11 protein-coding genes are annotated in these 16,315 nt (G+C 43.7%); all 11 read left to right on the forward strand.

Going from position 1 to position 16,315, the window contains the following annotated elements; translation table 11 throughout:
• The first annotated feature begins 140 nt into the window (after nt 1–140).
• The 11 genes from treC to ABIA61_RS03645 all read left to right on the forward strand — a co-directional run bounded on the left by treC (nt 141) and on the right by ABIA61_RS03645 (nt 16,277).
• A complete protein-coding gene (gene treC, locus ABIA61_RS03595; protein ID WP_404580409.1) occupies nt 141–1,868 on the forward strand; it encodes an alpha,alpha-phosphotrehalase in 1,728 nt (575 codons plus the stop codon).
• A 97-nt stretch (nt 1,869–1,965) separates the two neighbouring features.
• The gene (gene treP, locus ABIA61_RS03600) at nt 1,966–4,005 is read left to right on the forward strand and encodes a PTS system trehalose-specific EIIBC component (RefSeq protein ID WP_404580301.1); all 2,040 of its coding nucleotides are present in this window, start codon (nt 1,966–1,968) and stop codon (nt 4,003–4,005) included.
• 60 nt (nt 4,006–4,065) lie between these two features.
• Nucleotides 4,066–4,824 carry a trehalose operon repressor gene (gene treR, locus ABIA61_RS03605; protein WP_404519023.1) on the forward strand — a complete coding sequence of 253 codons (759 nt, stop codon included), beginning with the start codon at nt 4,066–4,068 and terminating at the stop codon, nt 4,822–4,824.
• Nucleotides 4,825–4,954: 130 nt separating this feature from the next.
• Nucleotides 4,955–6,373 (forward strand): glycoside hydrolase family 1 protein, encoded by a 1,419-nt coding sequence (locus tag ABIA61_RS03610; RefSeq protein WP_404519022.1) that lies wholly within the window; start codon nt 4,955–4,957, stop codon nt 6,371–6,373.
• A gap of 203 nt (nt 6,374–6,576) precedes the next feature.
• On the forward strand, nt 6,577–7,128 hold the full coding sequence (gene yfcE / locus ABIA61_RS03615; protein ID WP_044645980.1) for a phosphodiesterase: 552 nt from the start codon (nt 6,577–6,579) through the stop codon (nt 7,126–7,128).
• A gap of 168 nt (nt 7,129–7,296) precedes the next feature.
• Entirely contained in the window at nt 7,297–8,328 is a 1,032-nt protein-coding gene (locus ABIA61_RS03620; RefSeq protein WP_404519020.1) for an agmatine deiminase family protein, read from the forward strand.
• 28 nt (nt 8,329–8,356) lie between these two features.
• Nucleotides 8,357–9,232, forward strand: a complete 876-nt coding sequence (aguB, locus tag ABIA61_RS03625) for an N-carbamoylputrescine amidase (RefSeq protein WP_283655928.1) — start codon at nt 8,357–8,359, stop codon at nt 9,230–9,232.
• A gap of 471 nt (nt 9,233–9,703) precedes the next feature.
• Entirely contained in the window at nt 9,704–10,933 is a 1,230-nt protein-coding gene (locus ABIA61_RS03630; RefSeq protein WP_404519019.1) for a sensor histidine kinase, read from the forward strand.
• Nucleotides 10,930–11,580 carry a response regulator gene (locus ABIA61_RS03635; RefSeq protein ID WP_283655930.1) on the forward strand — a complete coding sequence of 217 codons (651 nt, stop codon included), beginning with the start codon at nt 10,930–10,932 and terminating at the stop codon, nt 11,578–11,580. Before ABIA61_RS03630 ends, ABIA61_RS03635 begins: the two co-directional genes overlap by 4 nt.
• 165 nt (nt 11,581–11,745) lie before the next feature.
• Nucleotides 11,746–13,170 (forward strand): efflux RND transporter periplasmic adaptor subunit, encoded by a 1,425-nt coding sequence (locus ABIA61_RS03640; RefSeq protein ID WP_404519018.1) that lies wholly within the window; start codon nt 11,746–11,748, stop codon nt 13,168–13,170.
• A complete protein-coding gene (locus tag ABIA61_RS03645) occupies nt 13,167–16,277 on the forward strand; it encodes an efflux RND transporter permease subunit (protein ID WP_404519017.1) in 3,111 nt (1,036 codons plus the stop codon). The genes ABIA61_RS03640 and ABIA61_RS03645 overlap by 4 nt, the downstream gene beginning before the upstream one ends.
• Nucleotides 16,278–16,315: the final 38 nt, after the last annotated feature.

The following is a 16,315-nucleotide window of genomic DNA, read 5'->3' on the forward strand; positions in this document are numbered from 1 at the left end:
TTGAAAAATATCGTCCTCATTACAAATCAGAATGCGATTTTAAATCTGTTGACAACTTGTATATACATGATATATTCTTGTATATACAAGAAAGATGAAAGCGTTATAATGTTTAATTTAGGGAGAAAGGAACGAGTATGATGCAAGCGATAAACAAAGCTTTGATTCATCAAGATACGGACTGGTGGCGCAAATCGGTGGTCTATCAGGTTTATCCCAAAAGCTTTAGTGATACAACGGGTAATGGAACAGGTGATATACGAGGATTAACACAAAAGCTGGATTATTTATATGAACTGGGTGTTGATATTATCTGGTTACAGCCGGTTTATGTCTCCCCGCAGCGTGATAACGGGTATGATGTAGCCGATTATTGCAGGATCAACCCCGATTTTGGGACTATGAAGGACTTTGAGGAATTGAGTCAGGAGATCCAAGCGCGTGGAATGCGTCTGATGATAGATATTGTAGTAAATCATTCTTCGACAGAACATGTCTGGTTTCAGGAGGCACGACAATCAAGGGATAATGCATACAGGGACTATTACATTTGGCGTGATCCTGCACCCGATGGCGGGCCCCCTAACAACTGGAAGTCTAAATTCGGTGGACCCGCTTGGCAGTATGATCTAACAACAGATCAATATTTTCTAACCCTGTTTGACAAGACTCAGGCAGATCTAAACTGGGAAAATCCGAAAGTACGTCAGGAAGTCGTAAATCTACTGGAGTTTTGGGCTGAAAAGGGAGTCAGCGGATTTCGGCTGGATGTGATTAATTTAATTTCCAAAGATCAGCGATTCCTGAATGATGATCGCAGCACGGCTCCAGGCGACGGACGCAAGTACTATACGGACGGTCCACGCGTACATGACTACATTCACGAGCTATATGAAAAAGTATTTCAAAAGTATAATAACGTGACGGTGGGTGAGATGTCCTCTACGTCACTGGAGCACTGCATCCGTTACTCCAATCCAGAGAAAAAAGAATTGTCTATGACCTTCAATTTTCATCATTTGAAAGTAGATTATCCGAAGGGTCAAAAGTGGGAACTGATGCCCTATGATTTTGAAATGCTGAAAAGCCTATTCTCGGAATGGCAGATTGGCATCCAACAGGGTGGCGGCTGGAGTGCATTATTCTTTAACAACCATGATCAGCCACGAGCGATCTCCCGTTTTCTAGATGATGGCGTATACCATGCCGAAAGCGCTAAGCTACTGGCGACCACACTACACGGACTTCAAGGAACGCCCTATATATTCCAAGGCGAAGAAATTGGTATGGCCAATCCGAAATGGTCAGATATCGAAGAATTTCGAGATGTAGAATCTCTAAATATGTATCGTATTCTGCAAGAACAGGGTAAGAGTGCTGAAGAAGCATTAAATATGATCCGGGAGCGATCCCGTGATAATTCGAGGACGCCGATGCAATGGGATGATAGTCCAAATGCGGGGTTCACTTCAGGTACTCCTTGGATCAAGGTAGATGAGCGTTATCCACAAATTAATGTGCAGGCCCAGTTAAAGGATCCGAACTCCATCTACCATCATTACCAAAAGCTGATCAGACTGCGCAAGACGGTGCAAGTCATTACTGATGGGAATTATCAGCGACTGGACGAGGCCCATCCTCAGATATATGCCTACCAACGCAGCAATGAAAAGGAGACTATGATCGTCATCTCTAATTTTAGCGGGCAGGAGGCCAAATTCCATATACCTGATTCATGCTACTTACAACTAAAAGATCAGGCATTGGTTTCTGCTGAACTGTTAATTGGCAATACCGAGCAAGTGCCGGAATTAAAGCAGTCTATCACATTGTCCCCATATGCTTCCTATATGTGGCTACTTCGTTAGACGCAGTTTATAGTGTGGCAACAACCAATAGCCCCGGGTTCCTTACTGTCATGGCGACCGGGGCTGCTACTTCATTAAAATTAAGGGAGTGAGTTAAATGCCGATTGAAAGAGCACAGGTGGAACGAATTATAGAAGCCGTTGGCGGCAAAGATAATATTGAGGCTGCTACCCATTGTGTAACCCGTCTGAGGTTTGCCCTCTATGATGACAAACTGGTCGATAAAAATGCATTGGATCAAAATGATTTGGTCAAAGGCCAATTTTCTTCACAAGGACAGTATCAGGTCGTCATTGGGCCAGGTCTGGTTGATAAGGTGTATGACGAAATGATTGCAATTACAGGCGGCAACCGGGCTTCCAAAGATGATGTTAAAAATGCGGCCAGCAAGAAACAGAATCCGATTCAGCGTGCCATCAAGACACTGGCAGATATTTTTATTCCTATCTTGCCCGCGATTGTGACCGCAGGCCTGCTGCTTGGAATTAACAATATTCTGACGGGTCAGGGAATTTTCTTCGAGGGAATGTCTCTGGTTCAGGTCTATCCTCAATGGACTGATTTTGCTGCTATTATTAATACCATCGCCAGCACAGCTTTTACGTTCTTGCCCGCCTTGATCGGATGGTCGGCAGTTATCCGATTTGGTGGCAGCCCATTACTCGGGATTGTACTTGGTCTGATTCTGGTTCATCCAGACCTGCTGAGTGCTTACAATTATGCAGATGCAGTGACTAAGGGAACGGTTCCGGTATGGAATCTGTTTGGCTGGGAAGTGAACAAGATTGGCTATCAAGGACAGGTTCTGCCGGTTCTTGTATCCGCTTACGTGTTGGCACAAATTGAAAAATTCTTGAACAACAGAATAGCTGATTCATTTAAGCTGTTATTGGTCGCGCCGATTACATTATTAATTACGGGATTTCTTGCATTTACGGTTATCGGACCGGTTACTTTTATGATCGGCAATGCGATTACGGGCGGTCTTGTATACGTTTTCTCTCTGGCTCCTGCGCTGGGAGGGCTGATTTATGGAGGTCTTTACGCGCTGCTCGTCATTACGGGAATGCACCATACTTTCTTGGCCGTAGACGTACAATTAATTGGAACACAGGGCGGGACATTTCTATGGCCAATGCTGGCGCTTTCCAACATTGCTCAAGGTGCTGGTGCATTGGCTATGATGCTGGTATTAAAGGATCAGAAGGGCAAAGGGCTGGCCTTTACTTCATCCGTGTCTGCTTTTCTGGGTGTCACGGAACCGGCGATCTTTGGGGTAAACATCCGTTATAAATATCCATTTGTGTTCGGAATGATTGGTTCAGGTATTGCGGGTGTCTTGCTAACGGTGAATCATGTTATGGCTTCTTCAATCGGTGTTGGGGGTATTCCAGGCTTCCTGTCTATTTTCCCTATGAACTGGGGCGTGTTCTTCATTGGAATGGCGATCGTGTTAATTCTGCCGTTCAGCTTAACTTTAGCGTATGGAAAATTATTAAATAAGCGCCAGCAACAATCAGATCTTACTAAGGAAGAGTTGCCAAATGCTAATCATTCAACTTCTTCATTCACAAATCAGAACAGTCCAGCTAACATACCTGCCGAGACAAAAGGAACTGACCATAAGACTTCCGCGCTCGATGTACTTGAAGTCATGACTCCGGTTCGGGGACGTATTGTGCCTCTGGAACAGGTTCCTGATCCGGCTTTTGCCGATCGTCAGATGGGACAGGGAATTGCGGTGCAACCGGAGGAGGGTAAAATTTTTGCCCCTTTCAGCGGAAAGGTCATCCATATTATGATGAAGAGCAAGCATGCCCTGATTCTGGAACATGCGTCAGGTGTACAGATTCTGGTGCATGTGGGCGTTAATACCGTGTCACTGAAGGGCGAAGGTTTCACTATGCATGTGAAGACAGGCCAAACAGTTGAACAGGGACAATTGCTGATGGAATTCGACCGTGATCTAATCCAGGAATCCGGATACCCGGTTATTACACCAGTAATTGTTCCGGATGGTCAGGAAATGATTGAGTCCGTTGAAGAACTGCCAGGTGAGGCGAACACTTTGCAATATATCTCTATGAAAATTCACTTAAAGCCTTTATCTGTAGACAAGAATAAACCACAAACTTAAAAAGCACACAGGTCGCCAAATTGAAGTGAAAGAATGCTACAATAAACGTGGTGATGATAATTGACAACGAATATTTTTCTGCAAATTTATCAGGATTATTTGGAACAAATCCGGGCAGGTGAATTAGCCTCAGGCACGAAGATGCCCTCTGAAAATGAGCTGGCCAGGGAATATAATACTTCCCGTGAGACCGTACGTAAGGCACTTCACTTGCTTGCGCAAAATGGGTATATCCATAAAATAAAAGCTAAAGGCTCCTTTGTACTGGATATCGGGCGTATGGATTTTCCAGTTGGCGGATTGGTCAGCTTCAAAGAGATGTCCGAACGAATCGGGCGTAAATCACGTACGATTGTGCATGAGAATCGCCTGATTCCGGCTTCAGACGAGATAGCCGGTCATCTTGAGCTCGACAAGCATAGGCATCTTGTCTGGGAAGTGATTCGTGCGCGTGAGATTGAAGACGAATCCGTTATTCTGGATAAAGATTATTTTCGATCAGACATTGTGCCTGTGCTTACCAAGGAGATTAGTAGCGGATCCATTTATGAATATCTGGAGAATGAGCTTCATCTTCAAATCAGTTATGCTAAAAAAGTAGTATCCGTAGAAGATGCAAGTGAAGAGGATCATAAGTTGATGGATCTCAACGACTATATTCACGTGGTAGTAGTGCGTAATTATGTCTATCTGGAAGATACCACCTTGTTCCAGTACACCGAGTCAAGGCATCGGCTGGACAAATTCCAATTTGTCAACTTTGCCAGACGTGCTCACGGGGAAGAGAAAAAGTCGGATCTATCCAGAAACCCTGTTTAAAAAAACACTTGACATGAAACGCGTTACAAAACTTAGAATCTAAGATAGAAACACTTTATAACACATTAGCATAAGGGGACAAGGTCCTCCCCTGGTTAATGAAAAAACATAAGTAAAGGCGGAGAGAACAATGAGTATACAATTTCCAAAAGATTTCCTGTGGGGCGGCGCAGTTGCTGCTAATCAGCTGGAAGGCGCTTATCAAGAAGATGGAAAAGGCTGGTCTATTCAGGATGTAACCCCTCGTGGTGGTTGGGGACCCATTACGGATGTGCCAACAGAAGATAATATGAAGTTGATTGGTATTGATTTTTATCACCATTATAAAGAAGATATTAAACTTTTTGCAGAAATGGGTTTCAAGGTGTTCCGGACCTCTATCGCATGGTCGCGTATTTTTCCTAAAGGGGACGAGCTGGAGCCTAACGAAAAAGGACTGCAATTTTATGATAATTTGTTTGATGAACTTCATAAATATGGAATTGAACCGCTCGTTACATTATCTCATTATGAAACACCGCTACATTTGTCCAGAGAATACGATGGTTGGGTAAACCGCAAGCTTGTTGATTTTTATGAGCGCTATGCTACAACGGTATTTAACCGTTACAAAAATAAAGTAAAATACTGGTTGACATTTAATGAAATCAACTCCATTCTTGAAGCTCCATTCATGAGTGGCGGGATTAGCACACCAAAAGATCAGCTTACTAAGCAAGATCTTTATCAAGCCATTCACCATGAGCTTGTTGCGAGTGCAAGAGCGGTAAAAATCGGTCACCAGATCAATCCTGATTTCAAAATCGGATGTATGGTGCTGAGTATGCCTACTTATCCGCTGACACCTAATCCAGACGATGTGATCGCTGCGATGGAGTTTGATCACAGAAATATGGCCTTTGCAGATATTCATGCCAGAGGTCAATACCCAGGTTACATGAAACGTTTCTTTAGAGAAAACGGAATCTCTATTCATTTTGAACCAGGAGATGCCGAAGATTTGAAGCATACCGTTGATTTTATCTCGTTCAGCTATTACATGAGCACTTGTGAAACGGCTGACGAAGCCAAGAAAGCGAAAGGTGAAGGCAACATCCTCGGTGGTGTCAGCAATCCGCATCTTGAGGCAAGCGAGTGGGGCTGGCAAATTGATCCGCAAGGCTTGCGTTATGTACTGAACACATTCTATGACCGCTTCCAAAAACCACTATTCATAGTTGAAAATGGTTTGGGCGCCGTTGACGAGCTTATCACCAATGAAAAAGGCGAAAAAACCGTTGAAGATGACTATCGGATCAACTATCTGAATGATCATCTGGTTCAAGTTGGCGAAGCTATTGACGACGGAGTAGAAATTATGGGCTATACGTCTTGGGGTTGCATCGACGTTGTTAGTGCATCGACAGCTCAGCTTAAAAAACGTTATGGATACATTTATGTAGATCGTCATGATGATGGAAGCGGCACACTTGAAAGATATCGGAAGAAATCGTTCCATTGGTACAAAGATATTATTTCGACCAATGGTGCAAGCTTGCGACGGAAATAAGATGCTGCTTGCTTGATCAAGGCAGCAATTCAACGAAAAAGGATTTTATACAGCGACCGCTTCCTGCTATTGTACAGGGAAGCGGTCGCTTAGTTTTGTTTGCATCACGATCAGGCACTTAGCTGATAATTTTATTACTGACGAGCGATTGTCAGAAAGGCTATGATACGGTGAGAAGCATATCCAGAAAGGAATGAACCATTATGAAGCTTATGTTTGTATCGGATATTCACGGCTCGCTGCACTGGTTGCAGCTGGCACTGGAAAAGTTCAGGGAGGAAAAAGCAGACCGTCTTGTCCTGCTTGGAGACTATATGTACCATGGACCGCGTAATCGGCTACCGGAAGGGTACAATCCGGCGGAAGTGGCCGCTGTGCTGAATCAGTACAAGTCTCATATTGCAGTGGCTGTACGCGGTAACTGCGATGCAGAAGTGGATCAGATGCTGCTGGAGTTCCCGATGATGGGCGATTATGCTTTATTGTACCATGAAGGTCGGCGCATCTATGTCACGCACGGACATGGCTTCAGCATTGGGAACTTACCACCACTGGAAAAGGGGGATGTGTTCATCCAGGGACATACCCATATTCCGGTAGCGGATGTGGAAAAGGGCGTCTTTGTGCTGAACCCCGGTTCGATAGCGTTGCCGAAGGAAAACTATCCTCCATCCTATGGGCTATTGGAGGGAGTGCAATTCACGGTTAAGGATTTTGATGGCGACACGATTAAAACGATCACATTTTCAATGTAATCCATTTTAGCTTGAATGGGATTCATTCAAAACTTTTTCGATCTGATTGAGACAAAGATCATATTATTGTATGATAGGAACGGAGTCCGTCCGTCTTGTTTATGTAGACAACGTTTTCCAGCTACAGAAAAGACTCAACATTATGATGAAGAAAGAGAGCTTCAACACATGCAAATTAAGGATTCACAGTATAAAATGCCGCCTGAATGGGCGCCGCATGAACGTACGTATATTTCCTGGCCTGTACAGTCTTCCATGGTTTACCCGGATATGCATGCAGATGTATGCATGGGCTACGCTGGAATTGTACGTGCCATGGCTGAGTTTGAACCAGTTACCGTGGTCGTAAATCCAGATGATCTGGAGAGCGTCCAGGCACTTGAGCTCGGGGAACGGGTGGAGCTGCTTCCAATAGAGCATAGTGATGCGTGGCTGCGCGACAACGGTCCTACTTTTCTAACGAATGAGCATGGACAGTTGGCAGGTGTGAACTGGAAGTTTAATGCCTGGGGCGGCAAATACGCTCCGTGGGACCTGGATGATCAGGTAGCGCCGCAAATTTTGGACAAGCTTGGATTACCGAGGCTTGATGCACCGCTTGTGATGGAAGGCGGCTCGCTGCACGTAGACGGCGAAGGCACATTAATTACAACAGAAGAGTGTTTGCTGAATCCGAACCGCAACCCGGAATTAAGCAGGGAAGAAATCGAACGGTATGTGTGCGAATATACAGGCGTTGAGAAGATTATCTGGCTGAAACGTGGACTTAGTGGCGACGAAACGGATGGGCATGTGGACAATATTGCTTGCTTTGCTGCTCCTGGCAAGGTCATTATGCAAGTATGCGATGATCCTATGGATGAAAATTACCAAATCACGCAGGAAAATCTGCGCATTCTGGAGCAGGCAACGGATGCAAAAGGCCGCAAGCTGGAAGTGATCCAAATCGGGCAACCTCCGCGCGTGGATTTTGACGACAGTCGGTTGACGCTGAGCTATATCAACTTCTATTTTGTGAACGGCGGCATTATTTTGCCCGTGTTTGGCGGCACTGCTACTGAAAGCGACCGCGCAGCCGAGCAGGTGCTGGCAAATGTATTTCCTGAACGTACCATTCGTACCGTGGACGGCATGGCGGTCATCCGTGAAGGCGGTAACGTACACTGCACTACCCAGCAGATGCCCGCTGTAAATAATTGATCTATATAAATCCAAGAGGAGGACTGACGTGAGAAAAGTAAAAGTGGCAGCAACCCAAATGAGCTGCTCTACCAACATTGATGAAAATATAAGCAAAGCTGAGAAGCTGGTACGTGAAGCGGCTGCGCAAGGCGCGCAGATTATTTTACTTCAGGAATTGTTCGAGACTCCGTACTTCTGCCAGAAGGAAAAGTCCGATTATTTTGCATATGCAACCGAACTGGAGCATAACAAGGCGGTTAACCATTTTAAGAAGATTGCCAAGGAATTGCAGGTTGTGCTGCCAATCAGCTTTTATGAGAAAAAAAACTACGCCCGCTACAACAGCCTTGCTGTGATTGATGCGGACGGTGAAGTGCTGGGTAAATACCGCAAGAGCCACATCCCGGACGGTCCCGGGTATGAGGAAAAGTTTTATTTTAATCCGGGCGATACCGGTTTTAAAGTGTGGAATACACGATATGCCAAAATTGGAATAGGCGTATGTTGGGATCAGTGGTATCCTGAAGCTGCCCGTTGTATGGCGCTGATGGGTGCAGAAATTTTGTTCTATCCGACAGCGATTGGTTCGGAACCGCAGGATTCTTCCATTGACTCCAAGGATCACTGGCAGACTTGCATGCTCGGTCATGCTGCTTCCAATCTGATGCCAGTTGTTGCTTCTAATCGCATTGGAATGGAGACAGATGAGGACTCCAGTATCACATTCTACGGTTCATCCTTTATTGCTGGGCCACAGGGTAACAAAATTGCAGAAGCTGGTCGTACGGATCAGGAAGTGCTTACTGCCGAATTTGATCTGGATGAGCTGGAAGTGGGGCGGATTGAATGGGGCATTTTCCGTGACCGCCGCCCGGAACTATATAAAATGATTGCTACCTATGATGGTGATTTAAAAGTATAGCCTTTATACGAATATAGACAAAGTTCCCCTTGCTGATAAGCCTAGGCGTTCCCCACATTCGGATTCGCCCGGCTTTTCGGGAAGGGGATTTTTTGAATGCTTGAACGAATATGACTAAAGATAAAATAAAGATTCTCCGAGCACTTTGCAAAGTTACAAAAAAATAATTTGCCCTATCGTACATGAGATTTATACCCTTAAGTACGATTTTTTTATTTGGTATTCGATTTAAGATAAATATGAGAAATCAAAGTAAATTAGCAGGATGTTAATGATGCGAATTTTCTTTTTATGATATGAAGGGTTAACTCCATTATTTTGTAAAATAGCTTGAGAAAGTCTGACTTACTTTTAACTAAGCTACAAAGTGATAAAATATAAATATAATGTTTTTTTGTAAGCATATAAGTTAGTTGTATGACTTTTCATTTCAGTTATTTTAGTTGGACCAAAGGAATAAAGAGGTGGATTATGGGCAACGAATCCAAGGAACAAGGACAAAATGTAGACTTAAAAATAAACGATGGAGAAAGTGATCGAATTAGTACATCCAGAGTTCCTATTATAATATGGGTCATTTTGATTCATAGTGAAGGGCTTATTTTTCAGAATAAATATACACTACTGCCGTTTCAGAGTTTTTTGTTCTCCTTGGCCCTGATTGTGCATGTACTTTTGTACTGGCATGTTCGTAAAGTTCTACACTACTGTTCATGGTTTTATTTTATTATTCAAGGAGCCCTCATCTTTTCAAGCGCTTTTCTTCTGCCTAAAAGCTTTTCAATTGTGCTGGTTGGATTAATCCCGGTATTACTCGGTCAAAGCCTAGGTGTTTATTATCAAGCGAAAAAAGTTGTATTGGTGTTTTTTAGTTTCTATCTTCTTTTTTGTTCTTACTTTATATGGAGCTACGATAGCGATAGCTCCGTGTTATTTATTTCAATGCTCATTCTGCTAACCATTATCGTAGCTGCCTACGCTAATCTTTTCTACAGGCAGGTTAATGCTCGGATTCGTACCCAAAACTTTCTTGCTGAGCTGGAGCTTGCACATCAAAAAGTGGAAGAGCTTACGCTAGCCAATGAACGGCAACGTATGGCACGGGATTTGCATGATACACTGGCTCAAGGTCTTGCTGGGCTTATTATGCAGTTGGAAGCCATAGATGCCCATCTGACAAAAGGCAGCTCACAGAGAGCACATGAGATCGTTCAGCAGTCCATGTCCCAGGCACGCAAAGCGTTGGCTGACTCACGCCGGGCTATAGACAACCTGCGTTCAAAATCGGCCTCGGAAGTCGACTTTGCTGATGCAGTCCGGGAAGAAGCGCAGCGCTTTACGATGGCTACCGGAATCCGAACAGCGCTGGACATCAAGATCAAATCCTCAGTATCCAGGCTGTTGATTGAACATGGGCTGCACATCATAAGTGAATGTCTAACGAACATAGCCAAGCATTCGCATGCCAAGAACGTATGGATCAATATTTTGGATAGTCAAGGTATAATTTCTATAGAGGTCCGTGATGATGGGAAAGGATTTAACCCAGATATCATTGCCAGACAAGCAGGACACTATGGATTAATAGGCATTCATGAGCGTGTGCGTCTGCTGGGCGGAACAATAAATATCAACAGCACAGTGAGAGAAGGGACGTCTATAAAAGTAGAGGCCCCCCTTACTAAAGGAGACGTATCATGAAATTTAAAATATTAATTGTTGATGATCATTGGGTGGTTAGAGAAGGGCTAAAGCTTGTTCTAGAGACAAATGACAGCTACGAAGTGGTTGGTGAAGCGGAAGAAGGGGCAACAGCTCTTACCCTGATTGAGGAACTTCAGCCGGATGTCATACTAATGGATCTATATATGCCCCAAATGAGCGGCTTGGAAACGATGAAAGCTTTAAAAGAGCGACAAAATGAAACACCGGTTATTATCCTGACTACCTATAACGAGGATGATTTAATGATACAGGGACTGTCCTTGGGAGCGAAAGGATATTTATTAAAGGATACCAGTCGAGAGAATCTATTTCGGACTATTGAATCAGCATTAAGGGGAGAGACACTTCTTCAGCCGGAAATTACAGCAAGAGTTTTTGCTAAAACAAGTGAGAGAGAGGTCAAGAGCGAGCAGCATGAAGATACTTCTATCTTGACCGAGAAAGAAAGGATTATATTACAGTCCGTTGCACGGGGGCTTAGGAGCAAAGAAATTGCGTTCGACATGGGGATTTCGGAGCGGACCGTGAAAGCGCATTTAACAAACATTTACAATAAACTCGGTGTAGATTCCCGATCTGAAGCGGTAGCCGTGTCTCTGGAACGAGGCATTCTGCATCTTTAAAATTGGTAATAAAAACATATATTCATTTTGAATTTGCCCTATCGTACATGAGGTGCTTGCCCTTATGTACGATTTTTTTGTTTATAAACCGTTGTACTCTTAAAAGAGAATAAATGCAGTTTAATATTATGGATTGCTGAAACTGCTTAGAGGAAGTCGAGGAGGATGAAATTGTTGAATAGGACACGAATCAAAATGCTAGTCACGGGAATAACTTTCGCTATGGTGGTTTCCGGTTGCTCAAGTGCTTCGGAGGATACCGCTGTAAAATCCGGTCAACCGGTACACATTCAAAAAGTAGCGATGAAGCCTTTAACTAATGAATTTAATCTGGCGGGAACATTGCAGGCCAGCAATCAAACCGCAGTTTCCCTTGAAGCGAATGGACGTATTTTAAATACGACGGTTGAAGTGGGAGATCAGGTACAGAAAGGGGCAGTCCTCGCGAAATTGGACACAACCACTTATCAGCTGCAGCTTGCACAGGCCAAGGCAACTTTGGAAAAGGCCAAAGCCGGTGTCAGCCAAGCGGACGCTTCTGTTCAATCGGCACAGGCAAGCATTCATAATGCACAATCCCAGATTAATTCAGCCCAATCCAAATTGCAGGAATTGAACAATGGAGCCAAAAAACAGGAAATTGCACAGTCTCAAAATGCGGTTACTGCGGCAACCAATATGTACAACAAGAAAAAGGCAGATGCCGCCCGGACCCAAAGTCTATTCCAGGCAGGTGCAGTATCATTAACGGAAAATGAAAATGCGCAGTTGGAAGTAACGAACGCACAAAAAAATTTAAGTGATGCGCAAGAGCAATTGTCCCTTTTGCTTGCAGGGGCTTCCCAGGAACAGCGTGTACAAGCGTCGGCTGGCGTAGATCAGGCGAGGGCTGGGCTGGAGTCGGCAATGGCTACTCAGCAACAAGGGCAGGCCAGTAAAGCCCAGGCACAGGCTTCCTACGAGGATGCGGTAGCTGCTTATGAACAAACGGCTTTAGCTCTTAAGAAAGCCACTTTAACATCCCCCATAGCTGGTGTTGTGATTGAGAAAAAGGTATCTGATGGTCAACTGGGCTCCAGCGGGAGTGAAGCGTTTATTGTCGGAAATATTAGTACTTTAAAAGTGCTCCTGCCCGTACCGGACAGTGAAATCTTATCGTGGAAGAAAGATCAAAAAGTAAATATATCTCTCTATAATGAAATTAGAACAGGAACTGTCACTCAGATCTATCCATCGACTAATTCCAAAACGGGAAGCATCAATGTGGAAGTTACCATTCCCAATCCTGAACTGAATTGGAAGCCCGGTCAAGTCATCAGCGCATCGAAAAGTGTGAATCAAAATGAAGCACTTTTAGTGCCCGTAGAGGCTGTAATTAGCACCGGCGATGATCCTTATGTCTTTAAAGTTGTAAATGGCAAGGCCGTTAAAACAGCGATTAAAGTTGGAAAAGTGACTAACAATCAGTTCGAAGTTGTCTCTGGACTACAAGCAGGCGATCAAATCGTTACGCAAGGAGCAGGAACTTTATTTAATGGCGATTTACTCGGGAATGATGTACTTGGGAAATCGGAGGAATCGTCCAAATGATTAAATACATCGTTAAAAAACAGAAAATTACACTTATTTTCTTTGGTATGTGTATTGTGCTAGGGCTCTACAATTTTACATCGTTACCTAAACAGGAGCAGCCTGATGTTATTCCCATGTCAGCCAGTGTTACAACCGTCTATCCGGGCGCCTCGCCTGAAAGAATTGAGCAAACCATTACTAAGATATTGGAACAGAAAATTAAAGAAGTGCAAGGTGTCAAAACGATTTCTTCCACTTCCTCTAAAGGCCAATCCAGTATAAGTATAGAAGCTTTAAATGATGCGGACCCGACAAAAGTGTGGGCTGATCTTCGTACAAAGGTGCAGGATTCACAGTCTGAGCTTCCAGCAGATGCCAAGCAGCCCATTATAAATGATAGCATGACAAGCTCTTTCATTGGTTCATATGCGATTACTTCTGATAAAGTTGAGAATTTATACTCGTTAAATGAATTGATGAACAAATGGAAGGATCAATTAAAAACGGTTTCAGGTATTTCACAAGTTAATATTCAAGGAATACCAGATCAAGAAATACGTATCAGTTTAAACACACAAAAAATGCAGCAATATAATATTTCCTGGGAACAGGTTGTTCAAGCAATCAAAGATGAGAATGATAGAGTTCCTACAGGAAGCTTAGATTTCAATCAGCGTACTTATCAGATGACGGTAAATGCCTCAACTGATCCATCTGTCCTAAATAACGTTCAGATTTCAAGCAACGAAGATGGGTTTCCGATATCTTTGAAGGATGTAGGTACAGCCTCGCTTGTTTTTAAAAAAGCGGCTAGTTATACGTATGTGAATACCAAGCCTGCTATTTCGATCAGTGTGAGCGGAGATACAGGCACAGACGTGCCAACGGTATCCAAAGCGGCAACAGCCAAAATCAATGAACTTGCAAGTAGCTTGCCTAAGGATGTACATTTTGAAAAGCTCTTTGCGCAAAATGATCGAGTAAGTGAAATGTTTGGTAATCTCACCAAAGAGATGATCATCGCTATTATATCGGTCATTGTTATTTGTACCTTAGGATTAAATTTGCTGACTTCTGCGTTTGTTGCCTTGGCTATTCCTGTTTCTATTGCTATCAGCTTTATTGTCTTGCCGATGACAGGGACAACGCTGAATCAAATATCAGTTATCGGATTAATTATCGTACTAGGGATATTGGTGGATGATGCCGTTGTGGTCAATGATAACATTGAACGCCGACGCTCTGAATTTGGAGAAGATGCTACTCAGGCGGCAATTAAAGGAACGAAAGAAGTCTCCTTATCGATCATTACAGCCACGCTGGCTACGATTGCAGCATTTGCCCCGCTCTTATTTCTGCCGGGCAATATTGGAGACTTTATTAAGCCGATACCTATCGTTATTTCGTTAACGATGTTGGCCTCCATGATTATGTCGCTAACGATCATTCCTATTTTCCGTCAATGGTACGATAGCCGCCGTAAGGGTAAAGAACGTAGCAAAACGACCAAGCCTCCGGGGCTTCTTGGTACTCAAATACAGTCTCTCTCCAATGTGTACTCTAAAAACTGGATGCCGAGAATATTGCGACGTCCGCTTTTCACAGCAATTATAGGTCTTATGATTGGTACAGCAGCCTACGGACTGCTTGTTATTGTTCCCATTGAATTATTTCCGGAATCCGATCAAGCGGATGCCACGATCAGCGTAACGATGCCAGAAGGAACGTCATTGCAGGCAACCAATCAGATTGTAAACGAGATTGGGAATTGGGTCAAAAAACAGCCGGAAACAGAGAGGTTGTCGGCAACGGCAGGTGGAGGAGCGCCTCAAATGTATAGTGATGTTGCAGGTGGTCACGGCTCCGGGGGAGCGGTAAACGGCCAACTTGCTGTCGTTGGAAAAGAGGGGCTATTTGATCTCAAAAAAACAGTGGATAATTGGAGCCATACGCTACAAGCTAAATATCCATCTGCATTGATAAGCATTCGGGTTCCTCAATTAGGTATCCCGGTCGGCAGCGCGGTGTCTATCCGTATTAAGGGAGAAGACATCGGAAAACTGCAAAACATGACAGCTAAAGTAAAAGAAATCGTTGCGGGGACCAGCGGAGCTGTAGATGTGACCGATAATATGGGTATGCAAAGCTATAATCTGAATTTCCAAGTCAATCAACAAGCCTTGGATAAATATCGGGTTAGCTATTCCAATTTAACGCGTACTTTGCTATTAATGGGTGACGGGGTGAATGTAACGGATTTTGATACGGGTAAGGAATTGCTGGATATAAATGTATACATGGACAAACCAAACAATGATCCTGAGGTATTGTTCCAACAATTAAGTGTGACCAATGCGGCAAAAGGGCAAATTCCCTTATCCCAGTTAGTCACGATGAAACCGGACTTTTCCATTCAGCAAATCCACCGTTATGATTTGGAACGGACGGTAACGATTTCAGCCAATGCAAATGGACGTACGGCTACGGAGCTTACCCAGGACATCCGTAGCAAACTTACAAATACACAATTTGAACCAGGCTATACTTGGGAGATGGGAGGGGAAACATCCGCGCAGTCCGATATATTTAAGGATTTGGGCAAATTAGCTGTTATTGTTATTTTTCTTATTCTCCTCTTAATCACAATGCAGTTTTATTCGGTCTCCACACCACTGATTATTATGACCACTGTTTATCTGGCAGCGGCAGGGGGAATCCTTGGAAGCTTTATTTCAGGTATGCCAATTGGATTTATGAGTATTATGGGTATCATTTCACTTGCCGGTATCGTTGTACGTAACGGTATCGTATTGATAGAGTTTATTGAAGATGCGAGGCGTGAAGGAGTCGATTTAACAGACGCGATTCTAATGGCATGCTCTGCCCGTTTCCGTCCGATCTTGCTTACTTCGCTAACTGCGATTGTCGGCATGATCCCCATTGCCACAATAGGGGAGATCTTGTTCAAACCGTTGGCAACGACCATTATATTCGGACTGATCTTTTCAACCATTTTAACATTGTTTGTAGTTCCGACTCTTTATATGGTCGTAGCTAAACTGAAGCTGAAACGGAAGCATAAGAAGGAAATGCATACAAATAACGATAGCTCATTGTCTTTGTAGTTGATACAAAAGATAGATAGGTCATAATTATGCTTGAA

This window comes from Paenibacillus sp. RC21, from assembly GCF_044907935.1.
Lineage (GTDB): Bacteria > Bacillota > Bacilli > Paenibacillales > Paenibacillaceae > Paenibacillus > Paenibacillus terrae_A.